At 66.6% G+C, this 16,616-nt stretch carries 16 protein-coding genes; 10 read left to right on the forward strand and 6 right to left on the reverse strand.

Going from position 1 to position 16,616, the window contains the following annotated elements; translation table 11 throughout:
• Window positions 1-148 precede the first annotated feature (148 nt).
• On the forward strand, window positions 149-787 hold the full coding sequence (locus tag ABQ137_RS07695) for a carbonic anhydrase (protein WP_180969661.1): 639 nt from the start codon (window positions 149-151) through the stop codon (window positions 785-787).
• A 337-nt stretch (window positions 788-1,124) separates the two neighbouring features.
• Here the strand turns inward: ABQ137_RS07695 and ABQ137_RS07700 are convergent, their stop codons facing one another.
• On the reverse strand, window positions 1,125-2,258 hold the full coding sequence (locus ABQ137_RS07700; protein ID WP_016902704.1) for a phospholipase A: 1,134 nt from the start codon (window positions 2,256-2,258) through the stop codon (window positions 1,125-1,127).
• Between the two features lie 206 nt (window positions 2,259-2,464).
• A complete protein-coding gene (locus ABQ137_RS07705) occupies window positions 2,465-2,950 on the reverse strand; it encodes a DUF456 domain-containing protein (RefSeq protein WP_184516791.1) in 486 nt (161 codons plus the stop codon).
• Between the two features lie 227 nt (window positions 2,951-3,177).
• On the opposite strand from ABQ137_RS07705, the gene ABQ137_RS07710 reads away from it, so the two are divergent.
• The gene (locus tag ABQ137_RS07710; protein ID WP_003483561.1) at window positions 3,178-3,393 is read left to right on the forward strand and encodes a cold-shock protein; all 216 of its coding nucleotides are present in this window, start codon (window positions 3,178-3,180) and stop codon (window positions 3,391-3,393) included.
• Window positions 3,394-3,612: 219 nt separating this feature from the next.
• On the opposite strand, the gene ABQ137_RS07715 is transcribed toward ABQ137_RS07710, so the two are convergent.
• Window positions 3,613-4,095, reverse strand: coding sequence for a glycine zipper 2TM domain-containing protein (locus ABQ137_RS07715; RefSeq protein WP_016902706.1), 483 nt, complete (start codon window positions 4,093-4,095; stop codon window positions 3,613-3,615).
• A 167-nt stretch (window positions 4,096-4,262) separates the two neighbouring features.
• Entirely contained in the window at window positions 4,263-4,691 is a 429-nt protein-coding gene (locus tag ABQ137_RS07720) for a hypothetical protein (RefSeq protein WP_184516794.1), read from the reverse strand.
• Window positions 4,692-4,765: 74 nt separating this feature from the next.
• Here ABQ137_RS07720 and ABQ137_RS07725 point away from each other — a divergent pair, with 74 nt between their 5' ends.
• On the forward strand, window positions 4,766-5,596 hold the full coding sequence (locus ABQ137_RS07725) for a tRNA threonylcarbamoyladenosine dehydratase (protein WP_102253983.1): 831 nt from the start codon (window positions 4,766-4,768) through the stop codon (window positions 5,594-5,596).
• 38 nt (window positions 5,597-5,634) lie between these two features.
• Here ABQ137_RS07725 and ABQ137_RS07730 read toward each other — a convergent pair whose 3' ends face one another.
• Both ABQ137_RS07730 and ABQ137_RS07735 read right to left on the reverse strand, forming a co-directional pair.
• Window positions 5,635-6,402 (reverse strand): TatD family hydrolase, encoded by a 768-nt coding sequence (locus tag ABQ137_RS07730; protein ID WP_047124234.1) that lies wholly within the window; start codon window positions 6,400-6,402, stop codon window positions 5,635-5,637.
• Window positions 6,402-6,617: a DUF6116 family protein gene (locus tag ABQ137_RS07735; protein ID WP_039528164.1), complete on the reverse strand. Its 216-nt coding sequence runs from the start codon at window positions 6,615-6,617 to the stop codon at window positions 6,402-6,404. The genes ABQ137_RS07730 and ABQ137_RS07735 overlap by 1 nt, the downstream gene beginning before the upstream one ends.
• Window positions 6,618-6,762: 145 nt before the next feature.
• Between ABQ137_RS07735 and ABQ137_RS07740 the strand changes: the two genes are divergently transcribed.
• From ABQ137_RS07740 to ABQ137_RS07770, 7 genes are all read left to right on the forward strand, one after another.
• Complete coding sequence (locus ABQ137_RS07740) at window positions 6,763-7,554, forward strand: glycine zipper 2TM domain-containing protein (protein WP_006451921.1); 792 nt, start codon at window positions 6,763-6,765, stop codon at window positions 7,552-7,554.
• A 159-nt stretch (window positions 7,555-7,713) separates the two neighbouring features.
• Entirely contained in the window at window positions 7,714-8,889 is a 1,176-nt protein-coding gene (locus tag ABQ137_RS07745) for an acyl-CoA dehydrogenase family protein (RefSeq protein WP_016902712.1), read from the forward strand.
• A gap of 58 nt (window positions 8,890-8,947) precedes the next feature.
• Entirely contained in the window at window positions 8,948-11,518 is a 2,571-nt protein-coding gene (locus tag ABQ137_RS07750; protein ID WP_184517782.1) for a DUF3857 domain-containing protein, read from the forward strand.
• Window positions 11,519-11,642: 124 nt separating this feature from the next.
• On the forward strand, window positions 11,643-12,287 hold the full coding sequence (locus tag ABQ137_RS07755; RefSeq protein ID WP_054591584.1) for a glutathione S-transferase family protein: 645 nt from the start codon (window positions 11,643-11,645) through the stop codon (window positions 12,285-12,287).
• A 31-nt stretch (window positions 12,288-12,318) separates the two neighbouring features.
• A complete protein-coding gene (asnB, locus tag ABQ137_RS07760) occupies window positions 12,319-14,259 on the forward strand; it encodes an asparagine synthase (glutamine-hydrolyzing) (protein WP_349781824.1) in 1,941 nt (646 codons plus the stop codon).
• A gap of 76 nt (window positions 14,260-14,335) precedes the next feature.
• Window positions 14,336-14,890: an NADPH-dependent FMN reductase gene (locus tag ABQ137_RS07765; RefSeq protein ID WP_054591582.1), complete on the forward strand. Its 555-nt coding sequence runs from the start codon at window positions 14,336-14,338 to the stop codon at window positions 14,888-14,890.
• Window positions 14,891-15,112: 222 nt separating this feature from the next.
• On the forward strand, window positions 15,113-16,543 hold the full coding sequence (locus ABQ137_RS07770; protein ID WP_047130779.1) for a replicative DNA helicase: 1,431 nt from the start codon (window positions 15,113-15,115) through the stop codon (window positions 16,541-16,543).
• Window positions 16,544-16,616 lie beyond the last annotated feature (73 nt).

Genomic DNA, 16,616 nt, shown 5'->3' on the forward strand with positions numbered 1-16,616 from the left:
CTCCAGCCGTGCCGTGGTGCCGCGCCTGCCGCGGTGTACGATCGCGCCACAACCAGAGAGCAGGGGCTCGTCCATGTCGCATTCCGCATCCCGTCGAAAACTGCTGCAATGTGCCTGTTGTGCGCCGATCGCGGCCGCCGCCGCGTCACTGCCGTTCGCCGCAGGCGCGGCGCCGTCGAAGAAGACCGATCTCAATGCCGAGCAGGCATTGCAGGTGCTGCGTGACGGCAACGCCGCCTTCGTGGAAAACCGCCCCAAGAAGGTCATTTCCGACAGCAAGCGCCGTCTGGAACTGGCGCTGGGGCAGACCCCGTTCGTGATTCTGGTGTCGTGCTCGGATTCGCGCGTGCCGCCGGAGCTGCTGTTCGGGCGCGGCCTGGGCGAGATGTTCATCGTCCGCAATGCCGGCAATACCGTCGACACCACTGCATTGGGCTCGATCGAATACGCGGTCAGCCAGCTTGGCGTGCCGCTGGTGGTGGTGATGGGCCACGAGAGCTGTGGCGCGGTCGCTGCGGCGGTGTCGGTGGTGGAAAAGAACGCATTCTTCCCGGGCGCGATCGGCGCGATGATCGAGCCGATCGTCCCGGCCGTGCTGACCGCCAAGAGCAAGGGCGGCGACGACCTGCTGGCGGCCTCGGTCAAGGCTAACGTCAAGCGCACCGTCGACCGCCTGCGTGGCGCGTCTGAGCCGGCGCTGCTCGAACCGCTGCGCGCAGGCAATGTCCGTGTAGTCGGTGCGTACTACACCTTGAAAGATGGCAAGGTCGATTTCTTCGACGTCTGATCGCTGCCAAAACCGTTTCATGAAGACAGCGCAGGATGATCTCCTGCGCTGTCTTTTTTGTATGTGGGGAGTGTGCGGAGCAGCCTATATATATGCGGGGCAGCGTGATCGTCAGCGCTGCAGAACCTGAAGCGGCTATCAAGCTGCTGCTTTCACCGCCGGGCAGGCGTGGGCCGCGTCCTGAATCGGCATGCGCTGCAATTCCTGCGCGCCGAGCTGACGACTGCCTGCCACGTCTACCGCTCCAGGCCTGCAATCCGGACGCAAAAAAGCCGGCATGCGCGCATGCCGGCTTTTCAATGGTCTCGACGTTGCTCAGCGCAGCGGTGCGATGTGCTTAGAACCACTCCAGCAACGACACGCCCAGGCCGATGTAGGTGGCCTTGTGGTTGTAGTCGATCAGGCTTTCGCCGTAGCCGTCGAACACCTGCACGTGGCCGCGCAGCAGGTTGGTGATCGGGAAGCCGTAATCCAGCTGCACCGAGCCATGCGAGCGGTCGCCGCCGCGCAGCGAATGCCGCGCAATCAACGCCACTTCATGCCCGTCCTTGTTGTAGACCAGGGTGGCGTCGCCACGGCCCATGTAATCCTCGATATCGGGATTATTGTCGTCGGCGCGGTCTTCCTTGATGCGGAACCACGGGCGCAGCGTCAGTGCCCAGTTCTCGCGATCCAGCCCGATGTTGAGGATGACCCGGTTCCAGGAGCGCGACAGCGGATCTTCGCGGCCGTTGGACATGTGGTTGATGCTGATGCCGCTCATGCGGCCCTTCCAGCCGAACAGGCTGTAGTTGTTGCGGAACACCAGCATCGCTTCCGGCTCGTAATTGGTTTCGCGGAACGGGCGCGAGGCATCGGTGTTGTAGGCCTGCCAGCGCGAGCTCTGGGTGTAGCCCATCCAGATGTCGCCATTGTCGCCGAACAGATCCTCGACCACCTTGGTCTTGAAGCTGAGCTGGAACTTCAGTTCGGTGCTGTCCAGTTGCTGCGGGGTGGACACCGAGTTGGCCGGGTTCGGCGACTGCGGGGTGCGGTTGGAGTCGCTGGTCCAGAATGCCGGCAGCAGGTAGACCGGCTTGTAGCCGCGCAACTGGAAGGTGCCCAGCTTGGAGTCCTTGGCCAGCTCCCAGCGGCGGTCCAGCAACGAACCGCGGCCGGCATTGGCGACCGCCTCGGCCTTGGGCTGATCCTGGCCGTCGGCACGGAAGAAGTCGCCGACGCGGCTGATGGCGCGTTCGTCCTGCGGCTTGGACTCTTTTTGCTTGGCGATCTGCGCAGCGGCATCGGCCTCGGCGGTCAGCTGCGGGGTATAGCCGAGCGCCTGGTCATAGCAGGCCAGGCGTGCCGCGTCCGAGGTGACGGAGGTGCAGGCCTGCGGCGAAGCGGGGGTGGGGGCGATTTCCTGTGCGTGCGCCAGTGGCGCCGCCGCCAGGGCAATCAGCATCAAGGGACGGGTGCGGTGCTTGGACATGGGCAGTCTGGCCGAATAAAGGCGCCAGGCAGGCGCGTCAGATGCGAAGCTTAACGGTCGCGCCTGCATACGCGGTGTGTACACGGTGGCATAACATCCGGGCGACGCCTGCAATCGGCTGCTGTCTGCGAGCGTGTGGGCGGCTGGGTTGTCGTCGTCCAGGCGATCAACCGACCCAATCAGCCTCGGTGAGCGCTGGAAATCCGCTAGAAAAACCAGGCGATGGCGAACACGCCTAGCATGCACAGGCCCAGTGCCAGCTTGGTCGCGGTGCCGAATACGATGCCCAGCCAGGTGCCGAAGCCGACCTTGGTGGCCTGGTCGGATTTGCGGGTCTGCCAGTACTCGCCGAGCCACGCGCCGGCGAACGGGCCGACGAACAAGCCGATCGGCATGAAGAAGATGCCGACGACCGAGCCGATCACCGAGCCCCACAGTGCCGCCTTGCTGGCACCGACTCGCTGGGCGCCATACACGGTGGCCAGGAAGTCGATCGCAAACGACAACGCCGTCATCAGGCCCAGGATCACCAGCGCCACCCAGCCGATGTGGGCAAAGCCATCGGCCCAGGCGGCCACCAGCAGCCCCGCGAACACCAGTGGCAGGCCTGGCAGCGCCGGCAGGACCACCCCGGCAAGGCCGATCAGGACCAGCACGCCAGCCAGGACGTAGTAGACGACGGTGGTATCCATGATGTTTAAAAATGTCCTGTTTCAGGCTTGACAAAATTGCGCAAGGGCTGCTTGAAAATTCGTTTGGTGCGGGTTAAGTTGCCAGCGCTGCTGTTTGCAACGGTCACCGTGAATCGTGGCCTGATGCGGTAGATCGTTCGATCCGCTACATCCTTGTACCTCGCTTCCTCCTTGCAATCACAGCCATCACCGTCAGTCCATCACAGTGTCGTAGGGAGTCAGTCGAGATGTCCAATATCGAACGCGAGAATGGTGTCGTGAAGTGGTTCAACGATGCCAAGGGCTTTGGCTTCATCAGTCGCGAAAACGGCGAGGACGTCTTCGTCCATTTCCGTGCGATCCAGATCCAGGGCTTCAAGAGCCTTAAGGAAGGCCAGAAGGTCAGCTTCACCGTCGTGCAGGGACAGAAGGGCCTGCAGGCCGATGCGGTGCAGGTGGTCTGAGCGCGGCGCAACCCGGCAGGCCATCGCGCAGACAGCAGAAAGGCCCGTTGCCGGGCCTTTCTGTCATTCGCCAACACGGCGAATCGAACGTAGCGAGCAGGCGTCAGGCGGGCACGAAGAAATCGAAGTACACGTGGATGCATGTCGATTCCGGGCGCCGACTGCGCCGCCTGACGGTGAGCGCAGTGACTTACTGGCCGCTACTGGTAAGCGCGCCGATCAGCGCAGCACGACCTTGCCGTTGACCACGCGCACGTAGGCGTTTTCGCGCACGCCAGCCAGGTCGCGCTGGTTCACCACGATCACGCGGCCGTCGTCCATGCGCACTTGCACATCGAAGCTGTCGCTGGTGACGTTGTTCTGGATCGCGTTGCCCGCCAGCGCGCCGGCGGCGGCACCGGCCACGGCCGAGACGTTCTTGTTGCCCTTGCTGCCACCGGTCTCCTTGGAGATCTGGCGACCGGCCACTGCGCCGACGATGCCGCCGAGCACCGCACCGGTGCCGGTAGGGGCGCTGCGGGTCGGGCCGACTTCATCGATGCGGGTCACGATGCCGCAATCCACGCAGCGTGCCTGCGGCTGCGAATAGCCCTGGTCGTAGCCGCGGTCGCCGCGGTAGCTGCCGTACTGGGGCTGGGAGGTGGCGCAGCCAACCAGCGTCGCGGTTGCAGCCAGGCCAATGACGAGCAGTCGAGTCTTCATGAGGTCTCTCCGGGGTGGTTCGAAAAAGCGGTCAGGGCCGCGGCGACGTCATCCTGTGTTGGTCAGGGTGAACGGTCTGCCAACTGGATCACTCCAGGCTTAACGAAACCCGAGCGTCCTGTACACCGCCGCTGCCGTGCGCGTCGATGCGGCGGTGCGATACCGGGTCAGCGGAAGTCGCGATGACAGGCCTCGCAGGCGTCATTGATCTGTGTCCTGACTGCGGCAAGCGCGGCGCAATCGGCTGGCGGCGTGCGCCGTGCCTGGTCCAGGACGGTGCGCAGGGCGCTGGCATGCTCTTCGAAGCGGCGGTCTTCGCCGATGTCCGGAAAGGCCGGTTCCAGTTCGCCGGCAAGCAGGCGCAACGATTGCAGTCTCGCTCGCTGCCGCGCCTGGTTGCAGCCGCCATCGGCATCGGGTTGCAGGGCGCGCAGCTGGTAAGCCATCACCTGCATCAGGCTGTCCGGCACCGGGTTGCGTCTGGCCTGCAGCACGCGCGCCACGATCACCGTGCACACCAGCCCGATCAGGATGCCCAGCACCAGCAGGAAGGCATAGCGGGACGCGCGCGATTGTTCGGTGGGCGGGGCGGGCATGGACGGAACTCCGGTGGGCGCGGACATCAGTATGTCGATGGGCGCGCGCTGAGCAGCGCGCGTAAAATAGGCTGATGAAAGCACAATGGCGTGAACGCTTTGCCGGTATCGACCGGCTGTACGGAGTCGGCACGGTGGAGCGGCTGGCCGCCTGCCGCGTGGCGGTGGTGGGGATGGGCGGCGTGGGCTCGTGGGTGGTCGAGGCGCTGGCGCGTACCGGCGTCGGCCATCTCCGCCTGATCGATGCCGACGACCTGTGCGTGTCCAACACCAACCGGCAGCTGCCGGCGCTGGCCGGGCAGTACGGACGCAACAAGGCGCGTGCGATGGCCGAGCGCTGCGTGGCGATCAACCCGGAAATCGAAGCCGATGCGGTGGAGTCGTTTCTCACCGCCGGCAATATCGAACAGCTGCTCGGCGATGCGTTCGACCTGGTGATCGATGCCTGCGACAGCTTCCGGGTGAAGGTGGAAACCATCGCCTGGTGCCGTCGACGCAAGCTGCCGCTTCTCACCGTGGGCGCCGCTGGCGGGCGCACCGATCCCACCCTGGTGCGGGTACGCGATGTCTCGCGCACCGAACACGACGCGATGCTGGCGCTGATCCGCAAGAAGCTGCGCAGCGAGTTCAACTTCCCCAAGAATCCGCAGCGCTATTTCGGCGTGCCGGCGGTGTACTCGCTGGAGAACGTCAAATACCCGCAGGCCGATGGCAGCGTCTGCGGCATCCGTCCGCAGCTGGATGCCGACGCCACGCTCAAGCTGGATTGCGGAGCCGGGCTGGGCGCAGCCACGCATATCACCGGCACCTTTGCGTTTGTCGCGGTGGGCAAGGCGCTGGAGATGTTGCTCAAGCCGAAGGTGGCTGCTGCCAGACCTGTTGCCGAGGCTGCCTCGGCGGGGTGAGTGCGCGTTGCCGTGTCATGCGGCAACGGGCAGTGCGCTCAGCCCGGCAACCCGAACAACCGCCGTGCGTTGGCGGTGGTCTGCGCGGCGATGTGCTCGGCCGCCTCGCCGCGTAGCTGTGCGATGCAGTCCAGCACCGTGCGCAGGTAGGCCGGCTCGTTGCGTTGGCCGCGGATGCTGGCGTCGGGCTGATCCGGCGCATCGGTTTCCAGCAGCAGCCAGTCCAGCGGCATCGTTGCGGCCAGGCCGCGCAGGCGATTGGCACGCGGGTAGGTCACCGGGCCGCCCAAGCCGATCATGAAATCCAGCTTCCACAATTGCTGCGCCTGTTCGGGGCTGCCGGCAAAGCTGTGCACCACACCACGCAGGCCGCCCACGGCCTTGATGCGGGCGATGACCTCTTCGGTGGCGCGCCGCGCATGCACGATCAGCGGCAGCTCGAAGCGCTTGGCCAGCTGCAGTTGCCCGTCGAAATAATCGCGCTGCGTCTGCGCGTCCAGCCCGTCCAGATAGAAGTCCAGCCCGCACTCGCCGATGGCGCAGGGCCGCTCGCGCTCGATCCACTCGGCCAGCAGCTCCAGATGCTCGGGGCGGTGCTGATCGAGAAAGATTGGGTGCAGCCCGTAGGCGGGGTGCAACCCGGGGGCCTGGGTGCAGACGGAGCGCAGCGCCGGCCAGCTGGCGGCGGTGATCGCCGGGATCACCTGCTGTACGACACCGGCCGCCTGCGCGCGTGCGATCACCGCGGCGCGGTCGTGGTCGAACTCGCCGGCATCCAGATGGCAGTGACTATCGACCAGCTGCATCAATCGCGGCGCACCGGCGCGGGCAGCGGTGCCTTGCGGGTCTTCCAGTTGGCGAGCAGCAGCGTGGTCAGGCCGAACAGCAGCTCGTCCAGGAACGGGATCGGATCGGGCATCACCAGGTCGACCAGAAACAGCGCCGCCGCCAGCTTGAACAAGGTGGGGTAGCGCAGGGTGCTGGCCCACTCCAGGGCGCGCGAGGTGACGGGATTGCGCATGCGGATGCTCCGGCTGTTAGAAGTGCATGAAATAACCGCTAGCTGAACTTAACTGCGGCGTTCATGAGCGAGGGCGTTTTTGTTCAGGGTTCGCGTGCTGGAATCACGCCGTCAACAACGCGGCGTGTCCGCACGGAGCTGGATCATGAAGAGCAATACGACAACTATACTGGTCGCTGCTGGTGCGTTGCTGGTTGGAGGCGTGGCCACGGCCGCCTTCATGAACAATCGCCCGTCGTCCGGCGATTTCGTCGCCAACGGCGAGCCGGCACCGCGTGGTCTGGAATATGCCGACGTGGTCAAGGTCGCCCCGATCACCGAGCGCGAGCCGCAGTATGCGCAGGTCGTCAACAGCGCGGCCATCCGCGAAACCACCACCAGCTCCTCGCCGCGCGAAGTCTGCCGCGACGTGGTGGTGCAGGAACGTCTGCCCGAGCGCGACGGCAATGTTGGCGGCACCGTCGCCGGTGCGGTGATCGGCGGTCTGCTCGGCAATCAGGTCGGCGGCGGCAACGGTCGCAAGCTGGCCACGGTGGCCGGTGCGGTCGGTGGCGGCATGGTCGGTAACCGGGTCGACCGCAACCATGTCGGCGGCCGCGTGGTGGATCGCACCGAGCGCCAGTGCCATACCGAAAATGCCAATTCGCAGTCCTCGCGCGTGGTCGGCTATGACGTGACCTACCGCAATGCCGACGGCACCACCGGCACCATGCGCATGGACAGCAAGCCGGGCGAGCGCATCTCGCTGGGCGATGCGGACAACGTGGTGGCCTACGACGTCACCTACCGCTACGACGGTTTCGAGAAGACCGTGCGCATGAACGACAAGCCGGCCAGCGATCGCCTGCCGGTGGTCGACGGTCAGCTGGTGACCCAGACCGCTTCGACCGCCGGTGACAGGGGCGTTCGTGTGGATGCGGGCAGCACGCGTCAGTAAACCGCTGGCAGCGATCCACCCAGGATCGCTGGTTGGCAAGAAAGGAGCCGGCATTGCCGGCTCTTTTCGTTTTCAGGCGCTGGTGACGACGTCCGTGCGCTGAACAAATCGCCGCCATGTTCGGCCGGCAACTGGCTGATAATCGCCACTTCTCCTGGAGTGGAAGCCGACATGCCGGTGCGCCCCGATGATCTGTTCGATGTGCGTGCGCTGCTGACCGACGAAGAGCGGGCAGTGCAGGATGCAGTGGCGCGCTTCACCGATACGCGGGTGCTGCCGGCGATCGGCGATGCCTTCGACGCAGGGCGCTTTCCGCGCGAATGGGTACCGGAACTGGCGGAGCTCGGCCTGCTGGGCGCCAGCCTGCCGGTCCGCGATGGCGGCGCGGGCCTGGGCGCGGTGGCGTACGGATTGATCTGCCAGGAACTGGAGCGCGGCGACAGCGGCCTGCGCAGCTTCGTCAGCGTGCAGTCCTCGCTGTGCATGTACCCGATCCATGCCTACGGCAGCGACGAGCAGCGCCAGCGCTGGTTGCCGGAGATGGCAGCCGGCCGTCTGATCGGCTGTTTCGGGCTGAGCGAAGCGCAGGGCGGCTCGGATCCGGCCGCGATGACCACGCGCGCGGTGCGGCAGGGCGACGGCTGGCGCTTGAACGGGGCCAAGATGTGGATCACCAACGGCAGCATTGCCGGCCTGGCGATCATCTGGGCGCATACCGATGACGGCGTGTGCGGCTTTCTGGTGGAGACCGGCAGCGCCGGCTTCAGTGCGCAGGACATCGCGCACAAGATGAGCCTGCGCGCATCGGTGACCTCGGGCTTGTTCCTGGACAACGTCTACGTGCCGGAGCAGATGCGCCTGCCGAACGCGGCCGGTCTGAAGGCGCCGCTGGGGTGCCTCAATCAGGCGCGCTACGGCATCGCCTGGGGCGCGATCGGCGCGGCGGTGGCCTGTCTGCGCGAGGCATTGGCTTACAGCGGGCAGCGCATCCTGTTCGGCCGGCCGCTGGCGGCCACGCAGAGCGCGCAGATCAAGCTGGCCGACATGGCGCGGCGGATTTCCACCGCGCAGCTGCTGGCGCTGCAGCTCGGGCGGCTGAAGCAGGCCGGCCAGCTGCGGCCAGAACAGATCTCGCTGGCAAAGTGGAATAATTGCCGCATGGCCCTGGATGTGGCGCGCGAGTGCCGCGATCTGCTGGGCGCGGCCGGCATCACCACCGAACATGTGGCGATCCGGCATGCGCTGAACCTGGAATCGGTGATCACCTACGAGGGGACCGAGACCGTGCATCAGTTGGTGGTCGGGCGTGCGCTGACGGGACTCAATGCGTTTTGACGAGGAGTGGGTGTTGATCGACAGGGATGGGAGGCGACGCCTGCGTGGCGTGTTCTGGATGAGTTGCGTGCTGGCCGTGGTTGCGAGCGTGATCGCACCGGCACAGGCCAGCGAGGCGCCGCGCATGGCGCCGCCACCGGACTGGGTCATCGCCGATGCGGTGCCCGACAAGGTGCCCGGTGCCAGCGGGCTGCGCTATGAGCTGGTATCCGACCAGGTCGATCTGACCGGCGCGGCGCCGCAGGCGTATCGCCGCCTCAGTTACACCGTGCAGCGTGCGAAAAGTCTGGACGAGGCCGGGCAGATCTCCATCGATTACCAGCCGCAGTACCAGCAGCTGGCGCTCAACAGCCTGGAGGTCTGGCGCGACGGCAAGCGTATCGACATGCGCAAACAGGCGCACTACGCCCGGTTGCGCCGCGAAAGCGGACTGGAAGACGGTCTGATCGATGGCGCGCTGACGCTGTCGATCACCTTGCCGGACCTGCGCGTGGGCGACCGGGTCGATTACGGCGTGACCATCACCGGCAGCAATCCGGTGTTCGGCAAGGGCTATTACGACGTGTTCGATGCGCGCTACGGCGTAGCGCTGGGCGAGCGCCGGGTGCGGGTGCGGCATCCGGCCGGCATGGGATTGCAGTGGCGGGTGACTGCGCCAGGCTTCAGCCGCAACGTCAGCCGCACCGGCGATGTGGCGACACTGGACATCGCCGCACGCGACCTGCCCGCCGTGCAGGAGGAAAAGGACACCCCGGAGGATGTCGATCCGTATGGCCGGATCGAAGTCTCCACTGCCGGCAACTGGGCGGCAGTGGCGGCATGGGCAGCGCAGTTGTATCCGCACGCGTTCAAGGACGCGCGCGTTGCCGACGGGATGGTGCAGAACCTGCAGCTGCGCCGCGACGATCCGCAGGGCGCACTGCTGCGTGCAGTGGCCTTCGTGCAGGGCGAGATCCGCTACGTCGGCCTGGACATGGGCGAGAACTCGCATGCGCCGCATACACCGGAAGTGACGCTGCGCAATCGCTACGGCGACTGCAAGGACAAGGCGACGCTGTTGATCGCGCTGCTGCAGCTGGCCGGCATCCGCGCCGAGCCGGTGCTGGTCAGCAGCGACAAGGGCCACGGGCTGGATCTGCGCTTGCCCAGCCCCTACGCGTTCGACCACGTGGTGGTGCGCGCGCACCTGCCGCAGGGCGAGGTATGGGTGGATGCCACACGCGACCGCGAAGAGGGCCCGCTGGCGCAACGCCGGCCGTTGCCGTTCGTGCGCGGCCTGCCGGTCGTGGCCGGGCAGCGCGACCTGGTGGCGGTGCCATCGCCGATGCCGACGCTGCCGCAGGTCGAGGTGGACGAGGAGGTCGTGATCTCGCTGCGCAAGCCGCAGCGCGTGGCGACCTTCACCGTGGACACCACGTATCGCCAGGGACGCGGCGAGCGCGTGGCGACCAGCTTCGACGACAACGGTGCGCAGGCGGTCGGCGAGCACTACCTGGAATTCATGCAGCAGTACTACACCGCGCTGACCCAGGTCGGCGTGCCGACCATCGACGCGACCGATGTGTTGAACGTGCGCACGCACGAGGCCTACCGCCTGGAGTGGCCGACCGACGAGGGCGACGAGCTGGGTTTTCCGCTGTTCCAGCTCGGCGAATGGATGGACGACCTGCCCACGGCGGCGCGCAAGAGCCCGCTGGCGCTGGGCGGCCCGCGGCTGGCGCGGCAGACGGTGCGGGTGCGGGTCGACCCGGCGGTGCGGGTGGAAGCCGATACGCAGGTGGTCGCCAACCCGTGGTTCCGGTTCTCGCGCACGGTCTCCACGCACGAAGGACGCATCGTCATCGTCGGCGAGTGGCAGCGGCTGTCCGACCGCATTCCCGCCAGCGGCGTGAAGCGTGCAGCCGCCGACATGGAGCGTGCCCGCGACCTGCTGTACTTCAATCACGACCTCAAGCCGCAGCCGCGCAGACAGCCGCTGGAGATGCACGTCTTCGTCTATCCGCTGGCCGCGCTGCTGGCGCTGATCGTGCTGGTGCTGGCATGCCTGGCCTGGTGGCGCGGCGGTGGCTTGGGCGGGATGCTGTTCGATCCGCACACCGTTGCGCAGCGCCTGCACACGCAGGCCGGCGCGCGCTGGAGCGCGTGGTGCGTGTTCGGCCTGATCCTGGTGCTCTCGAGCTGGATGTGGGTGTCTCCGCAGCCGTTGTGGGTGCACGCCATCGCCGTGGCGATCATGCTGGCCATTGCGCTGGTGGGCTGCGTGCTGTTGCATTGGATGCTGCGCTGGATGGGCGGCACTGCAGAGTTTGCGGTGTTGCTGCCGGCGCTGCTGGGCAGTGCCTTGCCATGGCTGGTCTGCCTGCTGGCGGCACTGGCCGCGCTTGGCGGCGATATCGTCCTGTTCGGAACCGGTGTGCATGATCCGGCCGGGCTGGCGCAGCTGACCATGGCGGTGCTGATGTTGCTGCTGGGCGGGCTGTGGTGGTCGATCGCTGCGGTCCAGGCGGTTGCCGGTGCGACCGGCTGCGCACGCGCGCGGGCCTTCGGTGCGCTGGCATTGACGTTGTCGGTGCTGGGCATGCTGGTCGCCGTGCTGGGTGTGCCGGTGGCGCTGGTGGTGATGCGCTGAGCCGCGCTGCCGGCAGCGCACGCAACCGCGGCCACGCCTTGCAGCAGAATCGGTGCAGGGCTTTGCAAAGGCCCCCGGGGCTGTGACACTGCCAGCCCCTCGTTGCTGCCGCGGAGCCAGCTTGATGTCGACCGTGCGTCCCCCGTTGACCGTCCATGGCATGTCCAGTTCCGGCAACTGCTACAAGGTGCGCCTGCTGCTGGAGCAACTGGGCAGCCGCTATCACTGGGTCGAGGTCGACAGCGTCGCCGGCGAAACCCGCACGCCCGCGTATCTGGCCAAGAATCCCAACGGCAAGGTGCCGATGGTGGAGCGCGACGACGGCCGCGTGCTGACCGAATCCAACGCGATCCTGTTCTGGCTGGCCGAAGGCACTCCGTATCTGCCCACCGACGCGTGGCAGCGCGCGCAGGCCTTGAGCTGGATGTTCTTCGAGCAATACAGCCATGAGCCGTACGTCGCGGTGGCGCGGTTCATCAGCCTGTGGACGCCGCGCGATGCCGCGCGCCGCGCCGAACTGCCGCAGCTGCGCGCCCGCGGCGAGCAGGCGCTGGCCGTGATGGAGCAGCATCTGCAGCAGCACCGCTGGTTTACCGGCAGCGACTACGGCATCGCCGATATCGCGCTGTTTGCCTACACCCATTGCGCCGAGGACGGCGGCTTCGATCTGGAGCGCTGGCCGGCGATCGGTGCCTGGCTGCAGCGCGTGCAGGCAGTACCCGGTTTTATCGCAATGCCGGCGCCTGCGCCCGGCGCGGTGACGGCATGAGCGGCATGCGCTGCCGGCAGGAGCACTGACGATGTGCGGATTGGCTGGACTGCTGCTGGCCTCGCCACGCATGCATGGCGAACAACTCGATGCGCTGGTGCGGCCGATGGGCGCGGCCTTGCGTCATCGCGGCCCCGACGATGCCGGCACCTGGTGCGATGCGCAGGCCGGCGTGGCGCTGGCGCATCAACGCTTGAGCATCCTGGATCTGTCTCCGCTGGGCCATCAGCCGATGCGCTCGGCCGATGGCCGGTATGTGCTGGCCTACAACGGCGAGATCTACAACTTCGCGCAGCTGCGCGCGGCGCTGTCCGCACTCGGGCACCGCTTCCGCGGTCATTCCGATACCGAAGTGCTGCTGGCGGCGGTGGTGGAGTGGGGGCTGGACGACACCCTGACCCGCTGCAACGGCATGTTCGCGCTGGCGTTGTGGGACGAGCGCGACAACTGCCTGTATCTGGCCCGCGACCGCGTCGGCAAGAAGCCGCTGTACTACGGCTGGGCCGGCGACACCCTGGTGTTCGGGTCCGAACTCAAGGCGCTGTGGCAGCATCCGGCGTTCGATAATGGGGTCGATCGCAATGCGCTGACCTTGCTGCTGCGGCTGGGCTACATCCCGGCGCCGGCCTGCATCCACGAGCGCACCTTCAAGTTGATGCCCGGGCGGGTGCTGCGGCTGGATGCGCAGATGGTGGCGGCCGGCGCGGCGGCGCATCGGCCGGACCAGGCGCAGCAGCCGTTCTGGAACGCGCGCGAGGCGATGCAGCGCGCGCTGGCGGCGCCGTTCACCGGCAGCGATGCACAGGCCGAGGAACAGCTCGACGCAGTGCTGCGCGATGCGGTGGCGTTGCGCATGGTGGCCGACGTGCCGGTGGGCGTGTTCCTGTCCGGCGGCACCGATTCGTCGATCGTCACCGCGATGATGCAGGCGCAGAGCACCCAGCCGGTGCATACCTTCAGCATCGGCTTCGAAGGTTCGCATCACGACGAGGCGCCGCTGGCGCGCGAAGTGGCCACGCATCTGCACACCGATCACACCGAGCTGTATGTCAGTGGCGCCGACGCGCTGGCGGTGGTGCCGACCCTGCCGGACATGTTCGACGAGCCCTTCGCCGATGCCTCGCAGGTGCCGACCGCGCTGGTCGCACGGCTGGCGCGTGGCGGGGTGACGGTGGCGTTGTCCGGCGATGGCGGCGACGAGTTGTTCTTCGGCTACGGCCGTTACCAGCGTGCGCTGCGCAACTGGCGCATGCATGGGCTGGTGCCAGGGCCGCTGCGGCGCTTGATGGCGCTGGCGGCGCGCCGCAACGGCGAGTCTTCGCGTACCGGCGGCCTGGCCGCGCTGGTGGCCGAGGCCGGCGCACGCGGCATCGGCGACATCTACCGCAACCGCATCTCGCGCTGGCGCGATCCGGCCGCGGTGGTGCTGGGCGCGACCGAGCCCGACAGTTTCTACAGCCTGGCCGACCCGCTGCACGGTTCCGGCACGCCGGCCGACGCGATGATGCTGGCCGACTTCGCCGCCTATCTGCCCGACGATCTGCTGTGCAAGGTGGACCGCACCACCATGGCGGTGGGGCTGGAAGCGCGCGCACCGTTGCTGGACTGGCGGGTGGCCGAGTTCGCTTGGTCGCTGCCGCTGTCGCTGAAATACCGCGACGGGGTCAGCAAGTACCTGCTCAAGCGCGTGCTGTGCCGCTATCTGCCCGATCCGATGGTCTACCGCGGAAAGCGCGGCTTCGGCGCGCCGGTCAGCGCGTGGCTGCGTGGCGACCTGCACGGCTGGGCCGACGATCTGCTGGCGCACGCCACGCTCGAGCGCGACGGCGTGTTCGCCGCCGACACCGTGGCCGGGCTGTGGCGCGACTTCAACGGCGGCGAGCGCAAATGGCATACGCACCTGTGGACGGTGCTGATGTTCCAGGCCTGGCAGGTGCATTGGCGCGCCCAACGCGCCGCGATCGGCCGCTGAGGCAGGCGCGTTTCACCGGGTCTGAGCGCCAGGCTGACTAGAGTCGGGCGCTGATTCCCCCAATGGAGCGTTCCCCATGAGCAAGATCACCATCGCCGTGCTGGTCGGCAGCCTGCGTGCCGCGTCCTACAACCGCCAACTGGCGCATGCGCTGGAGCATCTGGCCGGCGACAAGGCCGTGTTCGAGTATGTGGAGATCGGCGACATCCCGCTGTACAACCAGGACCACGATGGCGATTACCCGGCAGAGGGCACGCGGCTGAAGCAACAGATCCGGTCGGCTGACGCGGTGCTGTTCGTCACCCCGGAGTACAACCGCTCGATTCCCGGCGTGCTCAAGAACGCCCTCGATACCGGCTCGCGCCCCTACGGCGACAGCGCGTTTGCGGGCAAGCCGGCCGCCGTGGTCGGCATCTCGGTCGGGGCGATCGGCACCGCCACCGCGCAGCAGCACCTGCGCAATGTGCTGTCGTATCTGGACATGCGGGTGCTTGGCCAGCCGGAAGTCTTCCTGCAGTACAAGGACGGCCTGTTCGGCGCCGACGACCAGGTCGCCAACGCCGACAGCCGCAAGTTCCTGCAGGGCTTCGTCGACGCCTTCCTGGGCCTGGTCGAACAGTCTAAGCGCTGAGTTGACCACAGCGGCGTTGGGCCTGGAGACAGCCGCCAACCGGCACCGGTGACGCGGTGCAAACCCCGGCGCAGCAAGCGTCTCGGCGGTTGCGACAGCGGTCGCGTAGAACGGTGATGCACCGGCTGTCCACCAGTTATCCACAGAGTTGTGCATGGTCGTCGGCGCCGCCGATGACTATGCTTCCTGCCCTCGTCTCCCTCGCGTCAGGTCTGTTTGTCCATGTCCGCTCGTCCTGGTTTCCGTTCCAAGCGCAATCGCGATCGCGACGACGACGATTACGATCGTCCCGAGCCGCGACTTGACCAGTTGCGGGTACCGCCGCATTCGGTCGAGGCCGAGCAGGCCGTGCTCGGCGGGTTGATGCTGGCGCCGGATGCGTTCGACCGGGTCAATGACCAGCTGACCGAAAACGACTTTTACCGCCGCGATCACCGGCTGATCTACCGTGCGATTCGCGAACTGAACGAGAAGGACCGCCCCTTCGACGCGGTGACCCTGGGCGAGTGGTTCGAATCGCAGGGCAAGCTGGAGCAGGTCGGCGATGGCGCGTACCTGATCGAGCTGGCCAGCACCACGCCTTCGGCAGCCAATATCGCCGCATATGCGGAGATCGTGCGTGACAAGGCGGTGTTGCGGCAGCTGATCGAAGTGGGCACCACCATCGTCAACGACGGCTTCCAGCCGGAGGGGCGCGACAGCGTGGAGTTGCTGTCGTCGGCGGAAAAAGCGGTGTTCAAGATCGCCGAGGCCGGCGCGCGCGGGCGCACCGACTTCGTGGCGATGCCGGGCGCGCTGAAGGACGCCTTCGAGGAATTGCGCAGCCGTTTCGAAAACGGCGGCAACATCACCGGCCTGCCGACCGGCTACAACGATTTCGATGCGATGACTTCCGGTCTGCAGCCGACCGACCTGATCATCCTGGCCGCGCGTCCGGCAATGGGCAAGACCACGTTCGCGCTGAATATCGCCGAATATGCCGCGATCAAATCCAAGAAGGGCGTGGCGGTATTCTCGATGGAAATGTCGGCATCGCAGCTGGCGATGCGCCTGATCTCGTCCAATGGCCGCATCAATGCGCAACGCCTGCGTACCGGCGCGCTGGAAGACGAGGACTGGGCACGCGTGACCGGCGCGATCAAGATGCTGAAGGAAACCAAGATCTTCATCGACGACACGCCGGGCGTGTCACCGGAAGTGCTGCGCTCCAAGTGCCGCCGACTCAAGCGCGAGCACGACCTGGGCCTGATCGTCATCGACTACCTGCAGCTGATGTCGGTGCCGGGCAACAGTGAAAACCGCGCGACCGAAATCTCGGAAATCTCGCGTTCGCTCAAGGGCCTGGCCAAGGAGCTCAACGTGCCGGTGATTGCGTTGTCGCAGCTCAACCGCTCGCTGGAAACACGTACCGACAAGCGCCCGGTGATGGCCGACTTGCGCGAATCCGGCGCGATCGAGCAGGACGCGGACATGATCGTGTTCATCTATCGCGACGACTACTACAACAAGGAAAATTCGCCGGACAAGGGCCTGGCCGAGATCATCATCGGCAAGCACCGCGGTGGGCCGACCGGGTCGTGCAAGCTCAAGTTCTTCGGCGAATACACCCGGTTCGACAATCTGGCCCACGATTCGGTGGGCAGTTTCGAATAAACCTCCTGCGTGATGCCGGGCGACAATCCGTCGCTGCGGCATCGCGCCATCCTTGCATCTGCTGGCTTATGCT

The organism is Xanthomonas sp. WHRI 8393, assembly GCF_040203315.1.
GTDB classification, from domain to species: domain Bacteria; phylum Pseudomonadota; class Gammaproteobacteria; order Xanthomonadales; family Xanthomonadaceae; genus Xanthomonas; species Xanthomonas arboricola.